Genomic DNA, 24,756 nt, shown 5'->3' with positions numbered 1-24,756 from the left:
ATAGAGAGGGTCATAGTATGAACGATAAAAAACATCAGAAACCTCATTTGCCTGTCAGGTTAAATATCCTTTTCTTTATTGTTTTTCTGCTGTTTTCAGCATTAATTTTGAGGCTGGGGGTTGTGCAGATTGTTCAGGGGGAGGAGTTCCAGGAAGAGTTGGAAAGAACAGTAAACATCAGCCAGCCGGTCGATGCGCCGCGGGGGCTAATATATGACCGTTACGGCAACCTGTTAGTAGATAACGACTTAAACTTGACTGTTACATATACTAACCGGAATACCCCGCAGAATGAAATGATTGAGGTTGCAAGCCGTTTAAACCAATTTATTACGCTGGAGTACGAAGGGGATCTGGAAGGCCGCTTTGTGAGAGACAGACGTGAATACTGGGCGCTTTTAAACGAGGAAGAGTTCCTGGATCTTCTTACTGTCGAAGAAGCAAATGAAAAAGGGCTGAGTGATTCAGAGGCACATCTTGAAAGGCTTGATCAGATAAGTGAAGACAAATTGGGACAGCTTTCAGAGGAAGAAATAGAAGTGTTTTTTATTTGGCGGGAGTTTAATTCAGGCTATAACAATCTTCCTCATAAAGTTAAGCAGGGAATCGAGTATGAGGAAGCGGCTCAAATAATGGAGCATATGGAAGATCTTCCGGGTATTGATATTATCCGTGATTCTGCCAGAAAGTATGTCTACGGGGATACGTTGCGCTCCTTATTCGGAGGAGTAGGAGCTATCCCAAGAGATAACTTAGCCGACTTTTTATCAAGGGGATATGAACGAAATGAAGAAGTGGGCCGGAGCTATTTGGAAGCCCAGTATGAGCCGGTATTGAGAGGTAAAAAAGGCCAGATAGAAAATTTTATGGATCAAAGCGGAAATCTGTTAAGAAACCCGGAACAGAAAGAGGGTAGCAGAGGAAACGACCTGGTTCTAACGATCGATATGGAACTCCAGCAGAGAGTACACGAAGTTATTGACGACGAGTTGTCCAGCACCAGTTCGAGGTTTATAGAAGATGAAAACGCATTCGTCGTTTTAAAAGATCCGAACAACGGAGATATATTCGCCATGGCAGGCTATAACAGTGATCTCGGAACTTTCACTCAGGCTTATGAAGTCGGGTCTGCCATGAAAGGGGCTACTGTGCTGGCAGGATTGGATACAGGAGTCATGTCGCCGGGGCAGGGTGTGTATGACCGGCCTTACTCTTTGCCTGGCTCGCGGGATGTCAGTTCGGTCAGGCCGCTTGGCTATGTGGATGATCTGTCAGCCCTTGAACGCTCTTCAAATATTTACATGGTCGAAGTCGCCATGAGGCTCGTCGGTTATACGTACGGTATTTCAGGCTCTAACTGGGGCAACGTGACCCCTGGCTTAAATACTCTTCGCTCCTATTACAATCAGTTCGGATTAGGAGTAGAAACAGGCATTGACCTTCCAAACGAAATGGAAGGGATCGAAGGGAGGATGCCTTCAGGCGAAGTCGCTCCTTACCTTTTCTTATCATTTGGGCAGTTTGATACGTATACAACGCTGCAGCTGGCCCAGTACGCATCAACGATAGCTAATGACGGGTACCGTATTGCTCCCCGAATAGTAAGGGAGATTCGTCATCCTAACGAAAATAAAGAGGAACTGGGAGCTTTATCCCAGCAGTTCGAACCTAAAATATTAAATTACCTCGATGTGGATGGCAATTATATGAGCAGGGTTCAGCAAGGTTTTTACAGAGTTGTTAACGGCAGTCAGGGAACAGCGAGAAGCTATTTTCAGGATATTGAGTACGAGGTGGCGGGAAAAACAGGAACCGCTCAGGTTTCTGTTAACGGGACTCAGGCAAATAACCAGACATTTGCCGGTTACGCGCCTTATGATAACCCTGAAGTAGCTGTGGCTGTTGTAGTACCTGGTACTGAAAAAGAAGACAGTGCCGGTGTCGCGAACCGTATCGCTGAAGGGGCACTTAAAGCTTATTTTGAATTAAAAGAAAAACGTAACGGACCTGCCCTTCCTGATGACGGCGCAGAAGTAGATGAACTGGAGAATGAACTTTCAGACTAAGGTTTTTAAACTAAAAAAGCGTAAGACAAGGAATTCCTTGCTTACGCTTTTTTTAATGGTCGTAACCTGCAGTCAGTATAGCCCCCAAAAAGGCAAAAACTACAAATAATATGAGCAGGAATTTTGGAAAGTAAAACATTTGCAGCAACGGCAAAACCGCTATGTAATGAATGGGGATGATTAGAAAAGAAAAAACGACGAGGAGTATTAAACCGAATGTTTTCAAAATAACCACCCTTTAAACAGCATACTTAAGGGTAGTTTATCCATGGGGACTTAAATTCATTCTATCAGCTTTTACTCAGGTGATTATAACCGCTTTTGTTCAGCCATCCCGGTTCAATTTGCCAGTAAATCTTCTATATGACCCGTATCTTTTTCAGTCATAACAGCAATATCTTCTATTGAATAACCCTCCTCATACATAGATAAAACAACATCCCGGGTGACGGTATACGGGGCTCTGCCTGCTGTTTGTGCACCTGGTTCTATCCTCTCAGCCTCAATTATAAACTCTTCTTCCAGGAGTTTCGTTTTTTTCTTTAAATAGTAGATCTCCTGCATCATCTGTATCGACATATTTTCAATTTGTTTTTCCAGTTCTTTATAAGGTTCCTGCTTAAAAAAAGATAAAATAAATAAAATGGCAGACAGGCTGAATAAACCTATAATAATCCATTCCATCTCGTTTCCCCCCTAACAGTTGTAAAAATCAGCTTATATTATATTACCAGAAACCATATCACTTTTGGTAAATAGTTATTATAAAAGCAATGGTATGACAAATGCTGATTACAACAAATATTAACAACAATAAAATAGGAAAATTGTCTAACAGAAGGGAGTTAAGGAGACAGGTGCAGGCCCTCACCCTTAAAAGTTAATTTTCAGAAAAAATTAATCAAACGTTTCATTGCTAATTCAGCACATTACAAATACTGACAAAATAACCACCTTGTTCAAATTGAAATTCCCTTATACGATAGGTTAAGAGAAACAATAAGAGAAGGGGAGTTTATAATGGGACATTTAAAACTTGAGGGAAGGCCATTTGTTAACGAGTACCTGGTTACTGGTCTGTCAGATAATTTACTGACTTTAAAGCCGGCTGGCACTGATCACTTTTTAGAGAATCATACGACGGGTGTTGAAATAAAATGGATTCATTTACCCGGGCACGCAGAAGGGACAAGGCTACATAAGCTTTTATTCCGGAATTTAACCCCGTTAACTGCTCACATACAAGTAAGAATTCATTATAATGTCATAGACTATCAATGTGTGCCTTTTGTATATTTTTCCCCGCACAATGAAGCAATGATGCTGTGCCATGATAAATCATATTATTTAATTGGGGGATTAGGGCCGTCGGGCGGGCCTTTGCAGTATCAGACGAATGAGACTGACTTAAATAAGAGTTTGAAAAGTTCTCCTCCTCACACTTTCTTTCAGCCTGTCTCACAGGAAAGCTCTGCCTGGGGAATGATGTATGAGATTCAACTCGCTCCTTACGGATATGCTCATTTATATGATTGGGAAGTTTCCCATGATAATCTTTGTGCATTAGAGACAAGCCACGAATTACTGAGAAATTTATTAGGGAAGAAAAAGGCTGCAGTTAAAGAAGTTTTAAAAAGATAGCAGTGACTGGACTCTTCCTCTTGAATGTCTTTGCAAATTCTGCTATTATTTTTAAGGTATGAGTAAGTATAGAGTTTGGAGGGGAAAATATGCGTGTACAAGTCACTTTAGCTTGCACTGAGACAGGCGACCGTAACTACATTACGACAAAAAATAAACGTACTAACCCGGACCGTATGGAGCTGAAAAAATACAGCCCGCGTCTAGGCCGTCACACGTTGCACCGTGAGACAAAGTAATAAGAGTAAGAGCGACCGGAAACCGTCTGATACAGGTTCCAGGTCGCTCTTTTTATTTTTCCGATTCCGGGGTTAGGCTTGCAGAATAGCCGGCGAAAAAGCTGGCTGAAAATATTATAAGCTTTTTATACAGGATATCATTAAAGCACTTCAATTATACAATGTGTTTATCCATGTCATTTGTTAAAATATAGAGGGTGCATTTAGGTAGATAATACTTTAAGGGAAGGAAATGTAATATGGATAAGAAAATATGGCGGAAAGAAATGAAAGAAGCTCTTGGCAGCCTGGATCCATCAGTTAAAAGAGAGGCCATGTCCCGTATTTACTCTTCTCTCTTTTCTTTGGAAATATGGAAGAAAAGCCAAACGATAGGGATTACTGTGAGTGTGGGAGATGAGATAGATACGTGGCCAATCATAAAAGAAGCGTGGAAGCAAGGAAAACAAGCGGCTGTGCCAAAATGCGTTCCTGATGGAAGAGAGTTGTTATTTTACATACTGAATAATATAAGTCAGCTCGAAAACAGTTTTTACGGTTTGAAAGAACCTGATCCGAACAAATGTAAGCTTGTTGATAACAGGAAAATCGATTTACTGATGGTCCCCGGCCTTGTTTTTGATAGGAAAGGCTACAGGATAGGTCATGGCGGCGGCTATTATGACCGGTTTCTTGCATCCAATCCTCTTGAAACAGTTTCTCTCTGTTATGATTTTCAATTGGTTAATGAACTGCCTGCAGAAACGCATGACATTCCAGTGAAGTGGCTTGTCACACCAACAGAACTAATTTATGCCGATTGTCATAACAGTCCGGAAAAGTTATTTGGAGAGCTGGGAGAAAATGAGTGATTTTTTTCTGTTGTCAGGCGTTTTGTTATTGGCATTTACCGCATGGAAGACACACTCCCTGACACCAGGGGGGGCTGCAGCCAGTGCAATTATTGGGACTGTGATTACCTTTGCCTTTTCCATGAATGGTCTGTTACTTCTTGCTGGTTTTTTCATTTCATCTACATGGTTAGGAAGATATTACTCCGGTAAATCTAAATTAAAAGAAGAATTCGAGGATAAAGGTGAAAAAAGAGATGCCAGCCAGGTTCTGGCTAATGGCGGATGGGCAGCCGCTGCGGCTTTAATGTTTATATTAACTGAACAGTCCTATTGGATTGCTGCGTACATAGGTTCACTGGCCGCTGCTAACAGCGACACGTGGGCTTCCTCAATCGGCAAAAGCAGTCGGGTTAAGCCTGTTATGGTCATTACGAGGAAACCTGTACTTCCTGGGCAGTCAGGAGGAACTTCCGCAAAGGGGACTATTGGAGCATTGGCTGGAAGTTTATTTATCGTTTTACTGGCTTATATTCTTTTCGGATTAGCAGGTCCTTTTGCTGCCATGTGGCTGATTTGGCCATTCCTTTTATTAACAGGATTTATTAGTCAGTGGCTTGATGCGTTTACAGGGGCTTTTTTTCAGGTATTATTTAAGTGTGACCAATGCGGGACACTAACTGAAAAACTGTACCACTGCCAGCAGCGGACGCGGACAGTAAAAGGATGGAAATGGGTAACTAATGATACAGTCAATCATATCTGCACCTTCTCCGGTATGATTTTAGGAGGAGTATCAGGTGCAATTTTTTACGTATAGAAAGGAGAAACCGGGATGGAAGAAATGTGGGGACGTTATTCAAGACAAATGCTTTTTAATCCAATTGGGGAAGAAGGACAGAAAAAATTAGCTGAATCAAAAGTGCTTATTATCGGAATGGGTGCGTTAGGAACAGTGGCTGCCAACCATCTGGCCCGCGCCGGAGTCGGACACCTTGTCTTTTGTGACAGGGATTACGTTGAATTAAGCAATTTGCAGAGACAGACACTATTTGATGAAGATGACGTTGAAAACTATCTTCCTAAAGCAGTCGCAGCAGAAAATAAACTAAAAAAACTAAACAGTGATATTACAGTTGAAGGACACGTCACTGATATCTCTTCTAATAACCTGGAAGAGTTTATAGACGGGGTTAACGTCATTGTTGATGGAACAGATAATTTTGCGACTAGATATTTAATTAATGATGCAGCCTATAAATACAATATTCCGTTTATATACGGTGGAGCCGTCAGTTCAAGGGGAATGGGCGCGGTTTTTATTCCAGGGAAAACATGTTGTCTCCGCTGCCTGTTCCCGGCTCATGATGCCGCTGGACAGACATGTGATACGATAGGTGTGCTCTCGCCGGTGGTGGACATTGTAGCAAGTCTGGAAGCATTGGCCTGCATAAAACTTCTGACAGGAAACAGCCATGAGATTCCGGAAGAACTGACTACTTTCGATGTTTGGAAAAACCATCATTTTTCAATGAAGCTTGGGAAAGCTAATGAAAAGTGTCCAACTTGCCAGTTAAGAGAATTTCCGTCATTAAACCAGTCTGAAAGCGACCAGGTAACCACATTATGCGGCAGGGAGACTACACAAATCATTAACCCTTCTTCTTATGACCTGGAAGAATGGGCAGAAAAGCTTCGCCCCAGGGCCAAAACTATTAAGAAAACCCCCTTTCTGCTCAGAGTACAGGTGGAGGAAGGCGAAACACTCGTTTTATTTCCTGATGGACGGACGCTGGTGCAAGGGACAGAAGATCCCTCCCGTGCAAAAACGATTTTTTCACGTTATATAGGGATGTAAATCTAAACACTGTGATAATGTAACAAAATTGACAATCTGTATTCGCTTTCAGAGGTTTTCATACGTTTGAATTACTGTACAATTGGAAACAGATCACATAATATTAGATATTCATTTGAAAGGTGGCAATATTTTATGTACGGATCAAAAACGTCTCGAGTAGTTATTATTGGAACTGGTTTTGTAGGCTCAAGCTATGCCTTTTCCTTAATTAACCAGAATATTACTGATGAAATGGTGCTTATTGATTTAAATAAAGAAAAAACTGAGGGGGACGCCATGGACCTGAATCACGGGATTCCTTTTGGTTCTCCAACTAAAATCTGGGCCGGTGACTATGCAGATTGTAAAGATGCCGATATCGTTGTTATAACTGCAGGAGCAAACCAGAGGCCTGGAGAAACTAGACTCGATTTAATTGGCAAAAACGTAAAAATATTTAAAAATATTGTAGGTTCGGTTATGAACAGCGGATTTAACGGAATCTTTATTGTAGCTACCAACCCTGTGGATGTTCTTTCGTATGCTACATGGAAATTTTCCGGTCTTCCTATGGAGCGGGTTATCGGTTCAGGAACAATATTGGATACCGCTCGTTTCCGATTCCTTCTAAGTGAATACTTTGATATTGATGTACGAAACATTCATGGCTATATTATGGGGGAACACGGCGATACAGAGCTTCCAGTGTGGAGCCAGACACGAATAGGTTCAGAACCAATAAAGCGCTACATGTCTAAATATAAACCGGAAGGTAAAGATGAAGACCTGGACGAAATTTTTATAAATGTCCGGGATGCGGCTTACCACATTATTGAGAGAAAAGGCGCCACTCATTACGCAATTGCAATGGGACTTGCCCGGCTAACAAAAGCGGTGCTGAGAAACGAACATTCTATTTTGACCGTATCTACCCTTATGAGAGGTGAATACGGGTTAGACGATCTCTATATCGGCGTTCCCGCCATTGTTTCCGAACGAGGTGTGGAGAGAACAGTGGAGATTGATTTATCTGAAAAAGAAATGGAACAGCTTCATCATTCTGCTGAAGTCTTAAAAGAAGCGATGAAACCGGTTTTTGACGAAAGTTAATGGTTTGGAGAGGCGTTAATCAGGAGCATTTTAAAGGTTTTCCTTTACCTTTAAAATGCTCTTTAGTTTTTGGATAAGGAACCCCTTTTTGTCTCATTCTAACTATTAAGGAGTGATGACAAAATGAAATGGTTAATGTACCTTGTTTGTATTTTTTTAACAGGGATTATAATCAGAAGAAGGTACCGTGTAATTAACAGACTTTTAGCCAATCGGTGGATAAGAAAATGGGGTGTCTCTATGGTCATGAGAATTCCAGCTGTAAGAGAAAGAATGATTTATGAAACCTTCAGGTAACGGAACGGTTAAAGGGGAGTAAAAGTAATGGATTTTCTTCTTACCCAGGAAGGAAATGTCATTGCTTTTTATTTTTGTGTTTGTTTGCTCTTATACAAGGAAGGGAATCATGTTAATTACAGTTTTAATAACCAATTTGATATAATAAATTCCGGGGTGAATTGGCAGATGGATTGGAAAGCCGTTACTTTTGATTTAGACAATACATTATTCAGCCATGAAGAGGCTTTTAAAAAGGCAATTAAAGAATGTTTCAAGACATTTAGCGATAAATATATTAACGAGGCACACGAAATTACTTATGAACAATTTTTTCCAGTATTTAAACTGAACTGTGACAGATACTGGGACAAATATGAAAGCGGGGAAGTGGACGGTAAAACGTATCGGCGTATCCGGTTTAACGAAACAATGAAAGATCTGGCTCTTCCTTATGGAAATGATTACGCTGATTTTTTCCACGACCATTATTACAGCATTATAGATGAGTACAGTAAACCTTTTGAGGGGGTGCACGAGCTGTTTGAAGTACTAACAGAGCATGGGGTTAGAATTGCAATTGTCTCTAACGGGTCTGCAGACACCCAATATAATAAAGTGAAAAAATTAGGCATCAATAAATGGGTCGCCGACGAACATATTTTTATCTCTGAAGAAGCAGGGGTTTCTAAGCCTGATAAAGAAATATTCAAACTGGTGGAAGAAAAACTGAAACTTCCTTCTCATGACATTGTATTTGTAGGTGACTCCTGGGAACATGATGTAGCCGGTCCTATAGAGGCCGGGTGGGAGGCTATTTTTCTTAATACGCGTAAGGAAGATAAACCGACTGAACATCAGCCTGCAGCAGAATTTGAAGAATTTACCCATTTAAAAGACGAACTGATAAAAATGGTCAGGGAAAGGAGGGCTTTATGAATGCGTTGACCCAATCGATCAGGTTTTGGGAAACCCTTCACCATTTAATTAACCGGGAAGGAATGAGGCTTGTTCACCTTAATGAACGTGAAGAAACAGCCTGGATCGAAGATGACCGCCAAAAACCTTACCATTTGATCAGGCTGGCTCTTAAAAACTATGACTGGAGCAACCAGCTGCAAAGGGATATAGAAAAAATTAAAGAAAGAGCACAGCAAGTGAGGAAGCGTCTTGGTTTAAGACAGGCTAACGTCACCAATGTAATCTTATCAGCTTATCTGCCTGTAGATGATTATGAACGGTACACGAATGAAGCACTTCCTTTGACTGCGGGCGGAAAAAAACAGTTCCGAACCTTGATCATCCCATTAGGTGATTTGAAAAACCGCTTATTTCCTATTGCTACAGAGTGGAAACTGAAGGAAATGCCCCCTTATCTGCCTGAAAGTTATATTGAAGACGACGAACAGGAAGAACATTTACTCAGGACACTAAAATACAATGTGAAACAATCGTTACGGAAACAGGAGGAAACTGAAAAAGGCGTTTTCCTTTTCGGGAAACCCTATTTTACTTTTCTTTTATTAGGCATTATTTTATTGGTGTTCGGTCTTGTGGAAATGGCGGGCTCTACAACCAGTACGTTGAGTTTGATACAATTCGGGGCCAAGTTTGACCCTCTTATATTAGAAGGGGAATGGTGGCGGTTTTTCAGTGCGATGTTTTTACATATAGGTTTCTTGCATTTATTTATGAATTCCCTTGCTTTATTCTATTTAGGCGGGGCAGTGGAGCGCATCTTTGGTACGAGTCGTTTTATCATTATTTATTTTTTAGCAGGGTTTATAGGCTCTGTTTCAAGTTTTGTATTTAATGATAATGTATCGGCAGGGGCGAGCGGTGCCATTTTTGGCTGTTTTGGGGCGCTCTTGTATTTTGGCCTGATTCATAAGCGTCTTTTTTTTCGTACGATGGGGATGAATGTAATCGTTATTCTCGTAATTAATCTCGCCTTTGGTTTTTTAGTGCCGATGGTGGATAACGGCGCCCATATTGGAGGATTAATCGGAGGGTTTGCAGGCTCGGCTATAGTTGGGCTGCCTAAACAAAAAGGAGCCAGGTCTAAAACTCTGGCACTTCTGGCTGCTGTGACAGGGTCGGCCATTCTGCTGTTGGCCGGGTACAGCCAGGATGCGGAATCGGAGAGAATTTATGTCATTTACTACCAGATGGCCCGTGAATCTGCAGAAGCTGGAGACTATGAGACAGCCCTTCATTTTCTTAATCAATTCGAGGAAGGCACTCAGTATATAACGGATGACAGAATCTTGCGGGAGGCAGCCTTTTTACTCTCATATACTCAAATCCGTACGGGAGAGATTGAAGAGGCTAAAGATAATCTTGAACAACTGGTTAATGATTATCCGGGGTTTCACGAAGCTCAATATAACCTCGCTTTAATTTACTACGAGGAAGGCTCATACGAAGAAGCTTTAGAGAGGGTAGAACAGGCCCTGGAGGCCGACCCTGGCAATAATGACTACCAGGATCTCAAATCTGAACTTGAAGATCTTAATTAATCTTCCTGATCCGCTGCAGGATCTTCTTTTGGAATCATCTGCAGCAGCTGCTGCCGGGACCCATCTTTTGTTTCATAAAGAATTAAAAGGTGGGTTCCTTCTTTATGAAGTAAAATATGAGGAATACTGTTGCCCTCAGGGGAGTAACTTTCCTCAGTGAATGTATTAATTCCTAGAATATAGTATCTGTATAAGCCTTCCCATAAGCGTCCTAATACGGCGAAAGTCTCTTTTTCTGTTAAACCGGGAAGAGGCGTATTTAAATAATCGGGTAAATCGAGCAGGGTAAACAGGTAATAATCTTCTGCAGAGATTTGAAACTCTTCCAATAAACCTTCCAGTACATAGCCCATTTGCTGGTCAATGATCGAATCCAATATTTTCTTGCTCTGGGCATCTTCTTCAGTGTCCGCTTCTTTAAATGAATATAATGGAGTCAGCGGGGAATCAATCACATAAAGCTGGTCTTTACTCCATGTATGTTTGCTTTTATAAATGTCTTCAGGGTAATGAAGTTCAGCATGATGAAATGTTATGGCATTATACCTTCCGCTGTCTTCACCTTCAAAAGTGCCCGCCTCTTCTATAAACAGCTGATCTTTTAATGACTGTTTTCTCGCCCCTGCAAATATGCCATTGTCAAAAAGTATAGACATATCTTTCCTTAGAAAAGCAGGCTTATTTGTTTCAGAGGCAAACGACCATTTAAGTGTGTATTCGTCATCATCCTTTTTGCTTAGCAAGTCTAATTCAGTTTTGGCTTCCCTGAAAAAAACCTGTTCATCCTCAGGAAAAAAAATAAATACTTCATTCATAAATGTCCATTGTGAAAAGGATGTAAAAGAAAGAATGACGGCAGCGGTAAATGAGAAGAAAAAAATTTTATAAAAATGTTTGTTCATTTTTTTAAACATAAATTATCCTCCTTGCAGACAAGCACATCTATTTTTTTTATATGCTTCAAGAGAGTCATTTATGTCTTTCACCATTGGTGCTTCGGTATAATGATGGATTGTTTTAAGGGAAATAAAAAGAGAACCCTTTGAGGGTCCTCGCTTTTTCGAATTAATCGCCCATATCATCCTTATAAAGATCATCATTAATAAACATGTGATCTTCATTATTAACGGCTGAACGTTCTGATGCCAGAACAATCCCTAAAGGGGAATTTTGCCCATCGTTCACAATAGTAAAAGGAATGGAATTTTTATTAGCTGACTGGATGTATTTACTGTAATACTGGTAATTAAGGCCCCCGTTAATATATAAATGGGCGTCTTTTTTCGCTTGCATCGTCTGTTCAGCTTTTGCATAAATGACTTTATGTCTGACTTGGGATTTAGTTAATGCTAAATAGACTCTTTCCGAATACGTGCTTAAAAACAGTTTTTTCTCATCAGGCCTTATTTGAGGTGAGCCATAGATGCCTTGTTTAAGAATATCTTCTAATTTCTGTTGAGACATAATTTGTTCCCTCTTTCTCTCTATTAGACTTCCTGTATGTTTAAACAGTATATCAAGTGTAAACCCTTTCTATCAAATGAAATGACAGTCCTTAAATACCCTTTTAGGACATACATTAGAAATTAAGGAGGGTTTTTGCTATGTTACAATTTATTGGAGAAATATTCACCATTTTTTTAGCGTGCTTTATTATTGGTATGCTTCCGGCTGCAAAAGGGAGATCCCCTTTCCCTGTGTTAATGGTTATAGCAGGATGTATTTCAATACTTCCTTTAGTATTCGGGTTGATCATTGGAGCCGCATTTTTCTTCTGGCTCCCTGTGCTGCTATTTAAAATTTTACTGTTTATCATGTGTTTTGTAATTATTTTACTGCTTTTTAGTCTGCACCACCCGTCCTATGGATACCTCCCTTACAAAAAGCATATCCATTTAATCGTAATCGGGGTATTTTTTTTCCTTTTAGGGATGGAATTCGCCGCTTTCGGGTTTTCTGCCTGGTTTCTTTTATTGCTTGTTCCTTTAGGAGTGGCTGCAATGATTGCTGGCTTCCTGTTAATGATTAAACTGTTTATTTCTTTCAAATACGTTGCTTTTATTCATTTTCTGCCTCTTATCCTTTTTCTATTATTAGCCGTTCTAAAACTGTTATAATAAGTAAAGTGGCCGGGAGACTTCCCTGTTAATGAATGAACAGTTAGGAGCCTTTAATATGACTTATTTTGAGCTTATCCAGCATATAAGAACATACCGTGGATATATTTATACAGGCGATAAGGAAGCCGATCTGGACCTGGTTGAGGAAGAAGTGCAGGAATTATATCGGCTTGGTCTGGTTGATGCCCGGTTTTACCGGGACGCAAAACTTGTCATAATAAAGGAAGGGTCACGCGGAAAAGAACACTAAATGTTTTATAAATGTTCATCACATACAGGGTGGCGTGCAGGAAGCCGTGGTACAATAGAGCCGTAGAAAAAGTTGGAGAAGGATGATGTGACAATGAAAAAACCTTTATTTATTGGCGCCGATATTGGCGGGACAACGGTAAAATTAGCTTTCATCACACATGAAGGGCACATTACAGACAAATGGGAAATTACAACTAACCGAACGGACAATGGAAAATATATTATTAAGGAAATCGCAGAATCAATTCATAACAGGGCTGCAGTTCTCGGCCTTACTCCTGATCAACTGACTGCCGCGGGTGTCGGAGCACCGGGCTACATAGATGTAGAAAATGGAGTAATTATTGAAGCAGTGAATTTAGGGTGGAAAAATTACGGGATAAAGAGTGAACTTGAAACACTGTTACATATACCGGTAATTGTTGATAATGATGCTAATTTAGCTGCTGGAGGAGAGAAATGGAAAGGGGCCGGTGAAGGAGCTGACAACCTGCTCGCGGTTACACTTGGTACTGGTGTCGGAGGAGGAATTATTGCCGGCGGTGAGATCATTCATGGCGAAAGCGGGTTAGCCGGGGAAATCGGGCATATAACTGCAGTAAAAAGCGAAGGTGCCCCGTGTAATTGCGGAAAGAAAGGCTGTCTTGAAACTGTGTCTTCTGCTACAGGAATTGCAAGACTGGGGCGGGAAGCTGCGGAAGAATATAAAACAGGATATTTAAATGATATTTTAACTGAATCGGGAACAGTGACGGCAAAAGACGTGTTTGATGGAGCTAAAAAAGGCGATGAAACAGCTCTTAAAGTGGTGAAAGAGTCAAGTACACATTTAGGTTTTGCGCTGGCCAATCTTGCCAATGCCCTAAACCCGGAAACGATTGTCCTTGGAGGAGGCGTCTCCAAAGCCGGCTCCATTTTAACTGATAATGTGATAGAAGCGTTTAAACAGTTCTCAATTCCGAAGATAGCAGCTGAGACAAATATAAACATTGCCACTCTTGGGAACGATGCCGGAGTCATAGGCGCAGCATGGCTGGCCAGACAAAAAACCACATCTTTATAAATATCAGGAGAGGATTGGAGCGGGTTTTCAATTCTCTCTTTATTTTATATGCGATAAATGAAAGGATGTCTAGCTTATGGGGGCTCCTATACCTGTTTTAGAAGCGTCAAACGTCCAATCGGACTTTCTCAGAAACATCAATTTTAATGTGTCGGAAGGTGAAATCATTACTTTGATCGGCCCTTCCGGTGCAGGAAAAAGCAGCTTGCTTAAGTTATTAAACCGTCTGGCGGATCCTGAAACCGGTCAGATTTTTTTCTATAATAAAAATATAAAAGAATACAAAATTGAACAACTTCGCAAACGGATAGGGATGGTTTTTCAGTCGTCATCTTTGTTTGAAGGCACTGTAGAAGACAACTTAAAATTCGGACCTTCCTTATTCAACGAATGGGAACATGAAGAGGGAAAAAAGCTGTTGGAAATCGTGAAATTACCGACTGACTTTTTGTCTAAAGACGTGAGAGAATTGTCTGGAGGGGAGCAGCAAAGAGTTGCTTTCGCAAGAACGCTTGCCAATCGGCCAGAAGTCCTCTTGTTAGATGAGGTGACAAGTGCCCTTGATGTTAAAAACGTGGAAGTCATTGAACAATTTATAAAAGGTATCGTATCCAAAGAAGTAAAAGCTGTTTTAATGGTAACTCATGATATAAAACAAGCGAAAAGGCTGGGAGACCGTACGTTTTTCATGTATAACAGGGAGATTGTGGAACAAGGTGATACAAGGCGCCTTCTGACTGACCCGCAAAGCGGACGCCTTCAAGCGTTTTTAAAGGAGTGAATAAGATCCCATGGCACCGGAGATTTCTAACTTGTCTATGTTTTTTCTAATATTTTTTGTTCTGATTCCAGTTTCTCTCTCTTACTTATATTCGTTAGGATTAAGTGGACCCATTCTTTGGTCTTCCTTTAGAGGGATCGTTCAGCTGTTTCTTATTGGTTATATTCTTACATACTTATTTTCATTGGAGCCTTTGACTGGTATTACCATTATGCTGACTGTCATGATACTCGTCGCGGCATTTCATGCAAGTAAAAAAGGGACTGGTATTCCTTATGTCAGGCCAATAACCCTTTGCATTATTGTTATTATTGAAATATTCGTGCTTGCGATGTGGCTCGGTTTTCAGATGATTTCATTTCAGCCTGATCAGGTTATTCCAATGAGCGGGATGGTGATCGGCAACAGTATGGTGGCGATAGGGCTGGCATTGGAAAGAATGAAAAGTGAATTTAAAGAGGGAGAAAGTAAGATTACGGCCGCCCTTGCTCTCGGGGCTAAACCGGAACAAGCTTCTAAAATACTTGTAAGGAAAATTGTTAAATCTTCGATGATTCCAAACGTGGATGGCCTTAAGACAATCGGTCTTGTTCAATTGCCTGGGATGATGACAGGACTTATACTTGGAGGGGTGGCGCCTATTGAAGCCATAAGGTTTCAAATTGTTATATCATTAAGCATATTCGCTTCAGTTTCTTTAAGCGCCATGTTCGTCACCATTATTTTTTACCGGTTTTTCTTTAATGAAAACCAGCAGATGATAAAGATTGAGGAAAATTAAAGGAGTTTTTAATTATGAAAGAAAATAAGATTGTTTTATTGCTGCCTTTCTCAGTTATGGTAGGTTTATTTATTTTCGGTTATTTAAGTCTTGGCGGGACAGAGACGATCTCAAATGAAAATTTAAAAAACGCTGTCTCTGTTCATATGGAAAAAGTGGCGGAAGACACCGTTAAAGTCGACTGGCAATGGAATGATTTTCCGGAAGACGGGCTTCATGGTAATGATTATATTGAACTTGTATACGAGGATGGTAACAACGAAGTAATTCATTCGGAAACGACGCTTTTTCAAGGGGACGCCCCTGTATATGAAGGAGAAGAGTGGTTTTTTTCAGCAGAAGGCGCAGTTGCTGTTTTTCCAAATGAAATGCAGGATAACAGAATGCTGGGACCGGCTGGAACTGTGACGTTTCAATTGTCCGAGCCTGTAACGGATGCTGTTGTCGTAAGATATTACCACACGTGGACTGAGCACCAATTGACAGGGGAGGAGACCTCTCGACTGAAGGACCGTTTCGAAGAGGAGCAGATTCAAAGTTACTGGGTAGTGGAAACTGAAGGATAAAGGGGCACGAATTTATGGTAAAGGGGCTATCCTTTCAGAAAGGCATTATATTCATCGGGAGAAAATACGCTGCTTGTTCGTACAATGACAATGGAAGAGAGCGGCTATGGATAAAACCTGTCACGCCGAAAAACATGCTTTATACAGGAAAGTTAGTCTTTCTATCGATGCCTTTATGGTTTCATCTCATTTTAGGTGTTTTAGTTTTATTAATCACCTTTCCATTTATTTTTAATCTTTTTGGAAGAACGCCGGGTGTCAGCCTCCCATGGTATGTGCTTGTTTATTTTTTGTTCGGGACTCATTTCTGGTTCCCTAAAGAATTGAGGAAATATCATGGGGCCGAACACAAAGTTTTCAGTTATAAAGATAAAGTATCGGTCAGACACCTTAAGGAGATCAAAAAGGCGAATATTACTAACCGTTATTGTTCAACAAACGTAATCATCCTTTTTTTAATACTTGCAGCTGCGCTCACATTATTATTCTTTCTGTATGGGGTGGAGTGGGGCGTTTCAGTGGAAAGGGCGACTTACGGAGCACTGTTGCTGCTCCCTTTTATGACCTACTGGCTTCACAGGACAAAAGAAACAATTGTTCATAAATGGCTCATTTCTTTGTCAGGTTATTTACAAAAACAGGTGACGACTTCTGAACCTGACGATCTGCATGTGAAGACTGCCATCAGGGCTTACCGGACACTGGCATTAAAAGAGTTTCCGTATAAAATCAGAAAAACAAGACGAAAGAGAGAGGTGAAACATATGGCTATTGCCGATATTACTATTATGCCGCTAGGTTCAGCATCTACAAGTGTATCTGAAGTAGTGACAGAGGTGCACCGGCTGTTAAAAGAAACCAAGCTGCCTGTAACTTATGAACTCACACCTATGAGTACAATTATTGAGGGTGATATTAAGGATTTATATGAATTAATGAAAGAAATCCAGGAAGTGCCCTTTAAGTTGGGCCATATGAGGGTAGCAACAAATATACGGATCGATGACAGAAGGGACAAACCTTCTTCCATGAAAGGAAAGGTGGAGGCGGTAAATAAAAATTTGGGAGAATAATAAAAATTAAAACATAAAAAAACCTGTCCGGACATCCGGACAGGTTTTAGTTTATAACGGTTTAACCGACAGTTCCGCCGCCTCCGAAAAAAATGACAGCTAATAACGTACGGATAGAAAACCAGCCAAATACAGCTACTGAAATGGCTGCAAAGCCTACTCCAAAGAAGTTCTTGCGTTTTAATTCAACATACCCGCCAAGTAAAGATAAAATTGTGACTAACAGTGTGATGATCCCCAATATCATCTCATTTGCCTCCTTTAAATAAATACTGTAACAGTTTATGTAGTTTAATTTCATTTCTGCCACAGCATAACCTGATCTGCAAGCATAAGTTCATCCCTTATTTTACTTTTTTTTTTCATTTTTGTCGAGTAAATGAATGAAAAATGTATTCAATTATAACTGCCTTTGAAAATTTTACTCTTTCCATAGTACAATAAAAGCAGACAAGGAGGGGATAAATATGAAATGGAAACGATTATCTTTAGGTCCATTGCAAACAAACGGGTTTGTTATATATAACGAATCAAACAAGGCTTTAATGGTTGACCCTGGAGGGGATGATGAGAAGCTGCTGAGTTGGCTGCAAAGTGAGGGGCTTTCCGTAGCGGCTGTCATTTTAACTCATGCTCATTTTGATCATATTGGAGCTGTTGAAGCAGTCAGGCAAACGTTTAATTGTCCGGTGTACATACATAGAGCTGAAGCAGAATGGCTTACAAAACCGGACCTGAACGGTTCGGGCCTTTTCATGGGGATAGAGCCGATTTCGTGCCGTCCGGCTGATTTTTATTATGAAAAAGAAGGCTTGGTGGAAATAGAAGGTTTTGAGTGTGAACTGTATGAAACCCCGGGCCACTCCCCGGGAAGTGTGGCTTTTTATTTTCCGGACAATAAAGTCGTTTTTTCCGGAGATGTTCTTTTCAGGGGAGGAGTGGGGCGAACCGACCTTCCAGGCGGGGATCAGGAAACACTTATGAATACGATTCATAATGTCATGCTGAATCTGCCGGATGATACGATTGTCGCCAATGGGCATGGCCCGGACACAACGATAGGTGAAGAAAAAGAAACCAACCCGTTTATCAATGGTTTTGGCTGGTAAGTTTCCCGTTTTTCTGTGAATATTCCTAACTATGTGACTCAAAATAGGAGTATAAATGGAACAGGAGGCAGGATAATGAATGTTCAGCTACTCGCGTCTATGACTGTGCAAGCATGGGTATTATTAATAACTATGCTTAGTTTGTCGGGGGCTGCGATACTTATGTTTGTCTGGGGCAAACGGACAGGCCAGTTTAACGATACAGAAGATATTTCAAGAAAAATCTTTGAAATTGAAGAAGAAGAAGAAGAGAGTTATTAAGCAGGTTTATTGCTGTTGTGTCATTTCCTATTTTTGAAGAAGTGATATGACAGCAATTACTGTTTTTTGACAAAAAAATGACCTTCCATGGGGAACATAGAAGGCCGTTTGGGGAGTTAATCAAGTATCAATGAACTTTGAGGGGGGAGGGGGAACTCCCGAAGATCATTGTTCTACTGACATTTTCATTATAATTCGACATTAACACTATGTCAACAGTGTTAAAATAATTTTTTGGGGGAGAAACGCTGCATGAATGAGTTGATTGCTAAGCTTAAAGAGAAATCGACACCACCTTGGAATTTTGCATTTTTTATGGATACAGCTCTTTATGATCCGGAGGCCGGTTATTATACTAAAAACCGTTTAAAACTTGGAAAAGAAGGAGATTTTTATACCAGTAACCATGTTCACCCCGTCTTTGCTGAGACGTTTGCCCGTTTTTTTTCAGATGTGTTTATTAAAGAAAAGATCCAGACCGCCATATGTGAACAAGGGGCAGGGGATGGGGCATTTGCTTATCATACACTTTCTTACTTTATTAGAGAGAAACCTCAAGTATTTAAAGACTTGCGTTACTATATAATTGAATCCAGCCCCTATCACCAACGGATACTTTTAAACCGTCTGGACGAATTTAGAGATTGTGTCGAAATCTATGCTTCTCTCAGTGAATTAAGAGAGAAAGTCCCTCATTTTGACGGAATTTTCTTCAGCAATGAGCTGCTTGATGCATTTCCTGTTCATATAGTTGAACAGGGTGAAGAGGGGCTGAAAGAAGTTTATGTTGAACCCGTGAACAGTTCCCTTCATGAAAAGGTTTTACCGTGCAGAAACGAAGAAGTTATTAATTGGATCGCCAGGTTTGGACCTGATCTTCCTCCCGGTTTCCGTACAGAAGTCAGTTTAGAAATGGAGAACTGGATTAGGGAAACAGCCGGGTGGATTAATAAAGGAATGCTGGTCACTGTGGACTATGGCTACAGGAACGAGGAATTAATTCAGCCTGAAAGAAAAGAAGGGTCGATCCGGGGGTATTATAACCATGAGATGGTTAACGATCCTTTAAAAAGGCCTGGAGAAATGGATCTTACCTCTCATATTCCATGGGACGCTTATGAGAAAATCGTTTCGGAGGAAGGGTTTAACTTCGTCTGCCATGAGCGCCAGGACCATTTTTTATTAAAAGCAGGATTGTTTTCTTTTTTAGAAGAGCCTTCTGAAATGAATCCTTTTTCAAAAGAATTCAAAAAAAACAGGGCGATACAGTCTTTAGTTCATCCGGGCGGCATCAGTTCATCCTTTCAGGTAAACATTTATGGCAGGGACCTGAAGGAAGCAGAAAATTATAGCTTATTTCATGAAGATCCTTACCAAATTAAAAAACCTTGACTTTTAAAAGTCAAGGTTTCAGTGAGGTCTTTAATGTCCGCCAATTTCAGGCACCATAATAAATGTGGTGTAATACGTAAACCCAACAAAAAATAACGTTAAATAAGCACCAAAAATATAGACATATACGCGCTCTGAAAGCTTTAAGTAACTGAGTGCAATAAACATTCCTGTTTGACCGAAGAATAATATTGCTGCTGCATGCATATCCCCAACCATAAACAATACAGCGAAAATCCCGGTCCAGAACCCGAGCACTCTAAACATGCGATCCACGACTTACCCCTCCTTTATATGTAGCGTAACAAAAAATATGAACGTAAGTCAGTTCACCTTATTATAAATCGAATAAGCAACTTTGTAAACAAAGAGCAGGAAAGCTCTGTCAGTAGAAATATCATATATCACCGCCTAAGCCACCGGACAATAGCAGTCCTGGTGATAATAATGAATATTAATTTGAGAAGACAGAGCCCGGCCTGTTAATATAGAAAGGAATTCAAAGTAAATCGTATTAAGTCTGGCTGTTAAGTACGACTGTTGTATACGTACAGGCCATTTCGTTTTTCTCAAACATATTGGATTGTTCCTGCAGGTTCACGTCATCGAAGAAGAAACGGAAAATCCCTTTTATAAGCGCATGGTGCATATGGCAAACGCCTTGATTTGAGGGGGCAATTTCCTTAAACGTGCAATTGAAGATACGGAAAATGACTTCGTTTTTTTCTTCATCGTAATGAATCTCCGGGTTAAGCCCCTGGTTTAAAGCGATTTTCTCAATAAATTTAATTTTTTCTGCGACTGCCATATCATCAGGGTTTTCACCGAGGGATGAGACAAAATCTTTAGCAGATTCATATCCGAAACGGTCTCCTGTCTGAACGAGGGCTTCTTTTCCTGCTTCTCCGAGGGAACTCAATGTCTGAATGGCAATTTCTGAAAGTCGCTGGTAATCCCGGTAAGGGAACTGAAGACTGACGACTTCATTTGATAATCTGTAAAATCTGCTTGGCCTGCCGCCTTTTCCGGTTTTTTTTGTATCTGAAACTAACATGTCCACATCCTCGAGCTTTGATAAATGAAGGCGGGCCACGTTGGCATGAATTCTGAATGTATCAGCTATTTCCTGAACAGTCACATCCCGGTGCTGCCTGCTCACATACTGGTAAATTGAAAATCGTGTCGGATCTGATAAAACGCCGGTGATCTTTAAAGTTTGCTGTTCCATACCGATTCACTCCCAAATTCTAGTCTATGTTTATTATATTACAGCAATATGTATAAATAAATGTATTTTCAAGCTAATAATGTGACTAAACTGGTAAAATGTAATAAATAATGAGAATAAGGAAAAGGGAAAATTTTCACGTTTTATTTTTTTGAAAAGAAGGAATAAGTTTAACAGCGTAGAAAAAGTACATATTACCAAATTGAAGGAGGATGTCTTAAATGAGTAAAATGGATACAAAAGATTTTATTATAGGAGCGGTGGTAGGCTCTATTGTTGGAGCTTCAACTGCCATGTTATTTGCACCTAAGTCTGGTAAAGAGCTTCGTACAGATATTAATTCAAAAGCTAATGAAGCCAGGGATAAGACAGTGGAAATGACAACTGCAGCAAAAGAAAAAGGAACTGAATACAGCCAATTGGCAAAAGAAAAAGGAACTGAATATAGTCAGCTTGCAAAAGATAAATCAGATGAGTGGTCTAAGCTTGCAAAAGACCAGTGGGGCAAAGTATCTGAAAGAACTGGTAAAATTACCAATAAAGCAACAGAAATGGGAGAAGATCTCGCTTCTGATGTGAAAGATTTAATGGACTCTGAAAAAGCTGAAGGCGAAGAACTAGCTGAGCAGGTAGTAAAAGAAATTGAAGAAACAAAAGAAAAGCTTAGAGATGATGTGGAAGAGCTTAAAAATAAATAATCAAAGGGACTTGGGCAAACCCAGGTGAAAAAGAATGGCTCTCACTTATGTGAGAGCCATTCTTTTTCCTGAAATCATCAGGTTGCTAGTTCAAAAAATACACTCGCTTGTTTCCTGTGCCGCTCCGTTTTCTTAACGCAGTAAGCTTTTGATTTTCCGACGTTTCGTGATTTTGACAATTAAGGTGGTTGAAACAATACCCATTTAAAATAATGTTTATTTTCATATCTGCGGCACACAGCAAATTTTATATTTATTTTTAATATAAAGAAGGAATTTGGCTGCAAGTGTCGAATGTATGTTCTGTACGAAATTTTAATTAAGGTGGTGGTAGATGAAAATGGACGTCATAACCAAAACAAAAAAGATTGTAATGGAAGGTTTGTACTGCGGAGCGTCAGACATCCACCTTATTCCTCAGGAGAAAGGCTCTTTCGTCCGGTTTAGAGTAGACGGCAGGCTGATTGTGATGGAGCGTGTGCCGCAAATAATGATGAAAAAGCTCATTTCGCATCTGAAGTTTATTTCAGGAATGGACATTGGAGAAAGACGCAGACCGCAAAACAAAGGACTTGAAATGAAACTTGAAAGAAAAACAGTTTTTATGAGAATTTCCACATTTCCTTCACCCTTATCAGAATCCCTCGTGATCAGACTTTTTCCACAGAGGTCAGCCGAAAGTCTGAATTCCCTTTCCTTATTTCCTGCCCAATCTAAACAACTTGTAAAGCTGATACAGAATAAAGCCGGGCTGATTATCGTTTGCGGCCCTACAGGAGCAGGCAAAACAACAACTTTATATTCCCTTTTGAAACAAAGAAAAGAAGGTAGGCATGAAAATATCATTACTATTGAAGACCCTGTAGAACAGAGGGAACCTCATTTTTTACAAATGGAAATTAATGAAAGAGCAGGCATCACCTATGCGGCCGGCCTGAAAAGTTTGCTTCGCCATGATCCCGATTTAATTATGCTGGGGGAAGTGCGGGACAGTGAAACCGCTGAAATGGCTGTGAGGGCAGCTTTAACAGGCCATTTGGTTGTAACCACCTTACATAGTGCTTCTGCCCAGGGAGCTTTAAAAAGACTGAATGATTTAGGGATTTCCAAGTCTGATTTAATGGAAGTCGTTCATGGCATTGCTGCCCAGAGGCTTGTTGATCTTTTATGTCCTTATTGCGGAGAAGACTGCAGCCTTTACTGCCGAAAAAGAAGAGCCCGGCGAAGAGTTGCCGTGTTTGAAATTTTGAAAGATGAGGAGCTGAAGAAATGTATATATAATTTGGATTCGACCAACAGGAGCCAGTATCCTGCTTATTCTTTGAACAGAGGTTTAAAAAAGGCTGCAGCTTTAGGCTTTATCCCTTTAAAAGAAATAGAACGTTTTGGAAAGGGAGGCTGGTAAAAAGATGAAGCGCTTATTCAGACATGACGGTTCACGCAGTGATTTTTTGCATCAGCTGGCATCTTTGCTGGAAGAAGGGTATACATTGTCGGAAGCTGTCCAAATGTATATGGGCTTCACTGAAGGTCATAAGAAGAAATGGATAAGTGAAATATTCGAAGAGCTAAATGCAGGTAATCCTTTTGCTGAACAGTTAACAGGAGGAGATTTCCCAAAAGAACTTGTGAGCTACTTATCGTTCAATGAAAAATACGGGGATCTTAAACAAAGTTTTCGGCAGGCATCAGATATTCTGAAAAAGCGTTACGAGCTGAAAGTAAAGCTGAGAAAAATAATTCATTATCCTTTATTTTTACTCATGGGTTTGATTATTATGGGTTCCGTTATGATCGAAGGTGTGCTGCCGCAGTTTAACCAGTTTTTCAAGGCGATGGGGCAGGATTTGCCGTGGATCACCAGAATGATGCTCGGATTTTCCCAGTGGCTGAGGCTTCCTGTTTTACTGGCTGTCTTTGCAGGTGCTCTTTTCTTTTTTTTATGGTTTAAGCGAAAGCCTGTGTTTGAGCAAGTTAACTTATTACTTAGGTTTCCATATATTAATGTTTACCTCCGCTACCTTCTCACCTATTATTTCACTTCACAAGTAGCCCCTTTACTTAAAAACGGTTTTTCCTTATATGATACGCTGCAAGCTGTGGAAAAAGATTCCCTGCTTTTATTTTTTCAGACTGACGCTGCCGCTTTAAAAGAAGGCTTAAAGGCAGGAAATGACTTGTCCGAATTATTAAGGGAGAGAAAACATTATTTGCCGCAATTAGTTTCAGTTATCGCTTTAGGAGAATCAAAAGGAAAATTAGGAGAGGAACTTGATCGTTTTTCTGTGTATTTGTTTCAGCGCATGTATGAAAGCATCTACCGGATTATGAGCGTGTTTCAGCCTGCCTTTTTGTGTGTTACAGGATTTTTTATTCTTATACTGTTTCTATCAATGATGCTGCCAGTATTTTCTATTCTTGATGCCTGGTGAATAAAAACAGACTTACCTTTCAGCCTCGTATGACTTTTGGCATGTTTCTGAAGCTTCTTTTTTACTTAGCCATATGACGAGTTCCCGTTCTTTGTGATTTAAAAGCCGTCCCAGTTCTATAGTCAATTTTTTCATTCTGGATTTTGCGGTTTGGCTGCCTGATGATATCAAAAAATTACCCCCTTGCAAAAAATCTCTCTCTGTATAAAAAAACTTAATTACCATTATAAAGGAAAATGGCAGCCGATAACAGGAAATTTGGAGGAGAAGAATTTTGGAAGCTATTAAAGTCCTACGGTGGTATGTCAATTGACAATTAATTAGGTATTAAATTATTAAGTCCCATTTTTCCTGAAAAAGGCCGTAAGAACTAGCCCAGTAATTAAATGGAAATTACTAGGAGATTTAAAAGGGTGTACACTGACAGCTTTTTGTCAGCTCTCCACGCTCCTTTCCGGCGAGAAGAGTTGATGGCTGCG

General features: G+C 40.3%; 30 protein-coding genes. 23 read left to right on the top strand and 7 right to left on the bottom strand.

Annotated elements, in window-relative coordinates; genetic code table 11:
- The first annotated feature begins 17 nt into the window (after positions 1 to 17).
- Positions 18 to 2,066: a peptidoglycan D,D-transpeptidase FtsI family protein gene (locus tag BMW59_RS03965; protein ID WP_093047747.1), complete on the top strand. Its 2,049-nt coding sequence runs from the start codon at positions 18 to 20 to the stop codon at positions 2,064 to 2,066.
- A gap of 339 nt (positions 2,067 to 2,405) precedes the next feature.
- On the opposite strand, the gene BMW59_RS03960 is transcribed toward BMW59_RS03965, so the two are convergent.
- Complete coding sequence (locus BMW59_RS03960; RefSeq protein ID WP_093047746.1) at positions 2,406 to 2,750, bottom strand: hypothetical protein; 345 nt, start codon at positions 2,748 to 2,750, stop codon at positions 2,406 to 2,408.
- 336 nt (positions 2,751 to 3,086) lie between these two features.
- On the opposite strand from BMW59_RS03960, the gene BMW59_RS03955 reads away from it, so the two are divergent.
- From BMW59_RS03955 to BMW59_RS03920, 9 genes are all read left to right on the top strand, one after another.
- A complete protein-coding gene (locus BMW59_RS03955; protein ID WP_093047745.1) occupies positions 3,087 to 3,707 on the top strand; it encodes a hypothetical protein in 621 nt (206 codons plus the stop codon).
- Between the two features lie 89 nt (positions 3,708 to 3,796).
- Entirely contained in the window at positions 3,797 to 3,946 is a 150-nt protein-coding gene (rpmG, locus tag BMW59_RS03950; protein WP_093047744.1) for a 50S ribosomal protein L33, read from the top strand.
- Between the two features lie 239 nt (positions 3,947 to 4,185).
- Positions 4,186 to 4,797, top strand: coding sequence for a 5-formyltetrahydrofolate cyclo-ligase (locus tag BMW59_RS03945; RefSeq protein ID WP_093047743.1), 612 nt, complete (start codon positions 4,186 to 4,188; stop codon positions 4,795 to 4,797).
- The gene (locus tag BMW59_RS03940) at positions 4,739 to 5,596 is read left to right on the top strand and encodes a DUF92 domain-containing protein (protein ID WP_093047742.1); all 858 of its coding nucleotides are present in this window, start codon (positions 4,739 to 4,741) and stop codon (positions 5,594 to 5,596) included. Before BMW59_RS03945 ends, BMW59_RS03940 begins: the two co-directional genes overlap by 59 nt.
- Before the next feature lie 15 nt (positions 5,597 to 5,611).
- Complete coding sequence (locus BMW59_RS03935) at positions 5,612 to 6,634, top strand: ThiF family adenylyltransferase (protein ID WP_093047741.1); 1,023 nt, start codon at positions 5,612 to 5,614, stop codon at positions 6,632 to 6,634.
- 135 nt (positions 6,635 to 6,769) lie between these two features.
- Positions 6,770 to 7,726, top strand: coding sequence for an L-lactate dehydrogenase (locus BMW59_RS03930; RefSeq protein WP_093047740.1), 957 nt, complete (start codon positions 6,770 to 6,772; stop codon positions 7,724 to 7,726).
- Positions 7,727 to 7,849: 123 nt separating this feature from the next.
- Complete coding sequence (locus tag BMW59_RS21515; protein WP_177174174.1) at positions 7,850 to 8,023, top strand: hypothetical protein; 174 nt, start codon at positions 7,850 to 7,852, stop codon at positions 8,021 to 8,023.
- A 168-nt stretch (positions 8,024 to 8,191) separates the two neighbouring features.
- Complete coding sequence (locus tag BMW59_RS03925) at positions 8,192 to 8,941, top strand: HAD family hydrolase (protein WP_177174173.1); 750 nt, start codon at positions 8,192 to 8,194, stop codon at positions 8,939 to 8,941.
- Positions 8,938 to 10,521: a rhomboid family intramembrane serine protease gene (locus BMW59_RS03920; RefSeq protein WP_093047738.1), complete on the top strand. Its 1,584-nt coding sequence runs from the start codon at positions 8,938 to 8,940 to the stop codon at positions 10,519 to 10,521. Before BMW59_RS03925 ends, BMW59_RS03920 begins: the two co-directional genes overlap by 4 nt.
- On the opposite strand, the gene BMW59_RS03915 is transcribed toward BMW59_RS03920, so the two are convergent.
- Together BMW59_RS03915 and BMW59_RS03910 are read right to left on the bottom strand one after the other, a co-directional pair.
- Positions 10,518 to 11,435, bottom strand: a complete 918-nt coding sequence (locus BMW59_RS03915; RefSeq protein ID WP_093047737.1) for a hypothetical protein — start codon at positions 11,433 to 11,435, stop codon at positions 10,518 to 10,520. The two genes, BMW59_RS03920 and BMW59_RS03915, sit on opposite strands and share 4 nt — an antisense overlap.
- Positions 11,436 to 11,586: 151 nt before the next feature.
- Positions 11,587 to 11,985, bottom strand: a complete 399-nt coding sequence (locus BMW59_RS03910) for a YueI family protein (RefSeq protein WP_093047736.1) — start codon at positions 11,983 to 11,985, stop codon at positions 11,587 to 11,589.
- Between the two features lie 140 nt (positions 11,986 to 12,125).
- Between BMW59_RS03910 and BMW59_RS03905 the strand changes: the two genes are divergently transcribed.
- The 7 genes from BMW59_RS03905 (at position 12,126) to BMW59_RS03875 (ending at position 17,157) form a co-directional block, all read left to right on the top strand.
- Entirely contained in the window at positions 12,126 to 12,638 is a 513-nt protein-coding gene (locus tag BMW59_RS03905; RefSeq protein WP_093047735.1) for a hypothetical protein, read from the top strand.
- A gap of 31 nt (positions 12,639 to 12,669) precedes the next feature.
- On the top strand, positions 12,670 to 12,891 hold the full coding sequence (locus BMW59_RS03900; RefSeq protein ID WP_245732943.1) for a YqgQ family protein: 222 nt from the start codon (positions 12,670 to 12,672) through the stop codon (positions 12,889 to 12,891).
- Between the two features lie 93 nt (positions 12,892 to 12,984).
- A complete protein-coding gene (locus BMW59_RS03895) occupies positions 12,985 to 13,956 on the top strand; it encodes an ROK family glucokinase (protein ID WP_093047734.1) in 972 nt (323 codons plus the stop codon).
- Between the two features lie 76 nt (positions 13,957 to 14,032).
- Positions 14,033 to 14,737, top strand: coding sequence for an ABC transporter ATP-binding protein (locus tag BMW59_RS03890; RefSeq protein WP_093047733.1), 705 nt, complete (start codon positions 14,033 to 14,035; stop codon positions 14,735 to 14,737).
- A 10-nt stretch (positions 14,738 to 14,747) separates the two neighbouring features.
- Complete coding sequence (locus tag BMW59_RS03885) at positions 14,748 to 15,518, top strand: ABC transporter permease (RefSeq protein WP_093047732.1); 771 nt, start codon at positions 14,748 to 14,750, stop codon at positions 15,516 to 15,518.
- A gap of 14 nt (positions 15,519 to 15,532) precedes the next feature.
- On the top strand, positions 15,533 to 16,084 hold the full coding sequence (locus BMW59_RS03880; protein WP_093047731.1) for a hypothetical protein: 552 nt from the start codon (positions 15,533 to 15,535) through the stop codon (positions 16,082 to 16,084).
- Positions 16,085 to 16,098: 14 nt separating this feature from the next.
- Complete coding sequence (locus tag BMW59_RS03875) at positions 16,099 to 17,157, top strand: MTH1187 family thiamine-binding protein (RefSeq protein WP_093047730.1); 1,059 nt, start codon at positions 16,099 to 16,101, stop codon at positions 17,155 to 17,157.
- Positions 17,158 to 17,218: 61 nt separating this feature from the next.
- On the opposite strand, the gene BMW59_RS03870 is transcribed toward BMW59_RS03875, so the two are convergent.
- Positions 17,219 to 17,404, bottom strand: coding sequence for a DUF2759 domain-containing protein (locus BMW59_RS03870; protein ID WP_093047729.1), 186 nt, complete (start codon positions 17,402 to 17,404; stop codon positions 17,219 to 17,221).
- 220 nt (positions 17,405 to 17,624) lie between these two features.
- Between BMW59_RS03870 and BMW59_RS03865 the strand changes: the two genes are divergently transcribed.
- From BMW59_RS03865 to BMW59_RS03855, 3 genes are all read left to right on the top strand, one after another.
- Positions 17,625 to 18,266, top strand: a complete 642-nt coding sequence (locus BMW59_RS03865) for an MBL fold metallo-hydrolase (protein WP_093047728.1) — start codon at positions 17,625 to 17,627, stop codon at positions 18,264 to 18,266.
- Between the two features lie 75 nt (positions 18,267 to 18,341).
- Positions 18,342 to 18,527 carry a cbb3-type cytochrome oxidase assembly protein gene (locus tag BMW59_RS03860; RefSeq protein ID WP_093047727.1) on the top strand — a complete coding sequence of 62 codons (186 nt, stop codon included), beginning with the start codon at positions 18,342 to 18,344 and terminating at the stop codon, positions 18,525 to 18,527.
- A gap of 252 nt (positions 18,528 to 18,779) precedes the next feature.
- A complete protein-coding gene (locus BMW59_RS03855; RefSeq protein WP_093047726.1) occupies positions 18,780 to 19,919 on the top strand; it encodes a class I SAM-dependent methyltransferase in 1,140 nt (379 codons plus the stop codon).
- A 30-nt stretch (positions 19,920 to 19,949) separates the two neighbouring features.
- On the opposite strand, the gene BMW59_RS03850 is transcribed toward BMW59_RS03855, so the two are convergent.
- Both BMW59_RS03850 and BMW59_RS03845 read right to left on the bottom strand, forming a co-directional pair.
- Entirely contained in the window at positions 19,950 to 20,195 is a 246-nt protein-coding gene (locus tag BMW59_RS03850) for a DUF2626 domain-containing protein (RefSeq protein ID WP_093047725.1), read from the bottom strand.
- Positions 20,196 to 20,433: 238 nt separating this feature from the next.
- A complete protein-coding gene (locus tag BMW59_RS03845; RefSeq protein ID WP_093047724.1) occupies positions 20,434 to 21,147 on the bottom strand; it encodes a helix-turn-helix transcriptional regulator in 714 nt (237 codons plus the stop codon).
- A gap of 221 nt (positions 21,148 to 21,368) precedes the next feature.
- On the opposite strand from BMW59_RS03845, the gene BMW59_RS03840 reads away from it, so the two are divergent.
- The 3 genes from BMW59_RS03840 to comGB all read left to right on the top strand — a co-directional run bounded on the left by BMW59_RS03840 (position 21,369) and on the right by comGB (position 24,277).
- Positions 21,369 to 21,845, top strand: a complete 477-nt coding sequence (locus tag BMW59_RS03840) for a YtxH domain-containing protein (RefSeq protein WP_093047723.1) — start codon at positions 21,369 to 21,371, stop codon at positions 21,843 to 21,845.
- Positions 21,846 to 22,179: 334 nt separating this feature from the next.
- Complete coding sequence (comGA, locus tag BMW59_RS03835; protein WP_245732942.1) at positions 22,180 to 23,250, top strand: competence type IV pilus ATPase ComGA; 1,071 nt, start codon at positions 22,180 to 22,182, stop codon at positions 23,248 to 23,250.
- A gap of 4 nt (positions 23,251 to 23,254) precedes the next feature.
- Positions 23,255 to 24,277, top strand: coding sequence for a competence type IV pilus assembly protein ComGB (gene comGB / locus BMW59_RS03830; RefSeq protein ID WP_093047722.1), 1,023 nt, complete (start codon positions 23,255 to 23,257; stop codon positions 24,275 to 24,277).
- A 12-nt stretch (positions 24,278 to 24,289) separates the two neighbouring features.
- On the opposite strand, the gene BMW59_RS22190 is transcribed toward comGB, so the two are convergent.
- Complete coding sequence (locus BMW59_RS22190) at positions 24,290 to 24,412, bottom strand: hypothetical protein (protein ID WP_281244209.1); 123 nt, start codon at positions 24,410 to 24,412, stop codon at positions 24,290 to 24,292.
- Positions 24,413 to 24,756 lie beyond the last annotated feature (344 nt).

The sequence above is a fragment of the Salipaludibacillus aurantiacus genome (genome assembly GCF_900111295.1).
In the GTDB taxonomy this organism is placed as follows: Bacteria; Bacillota; Bacilli; order Bacillales; family Salisediminibacteriaceae; genus Salipaludibacillus; species Salipaludibacillus aurantiacus.
Note: the sequence above shows the minus strand (reverse complement) of the source record. Positions and strands in the feature narration are given on the sequence as shown.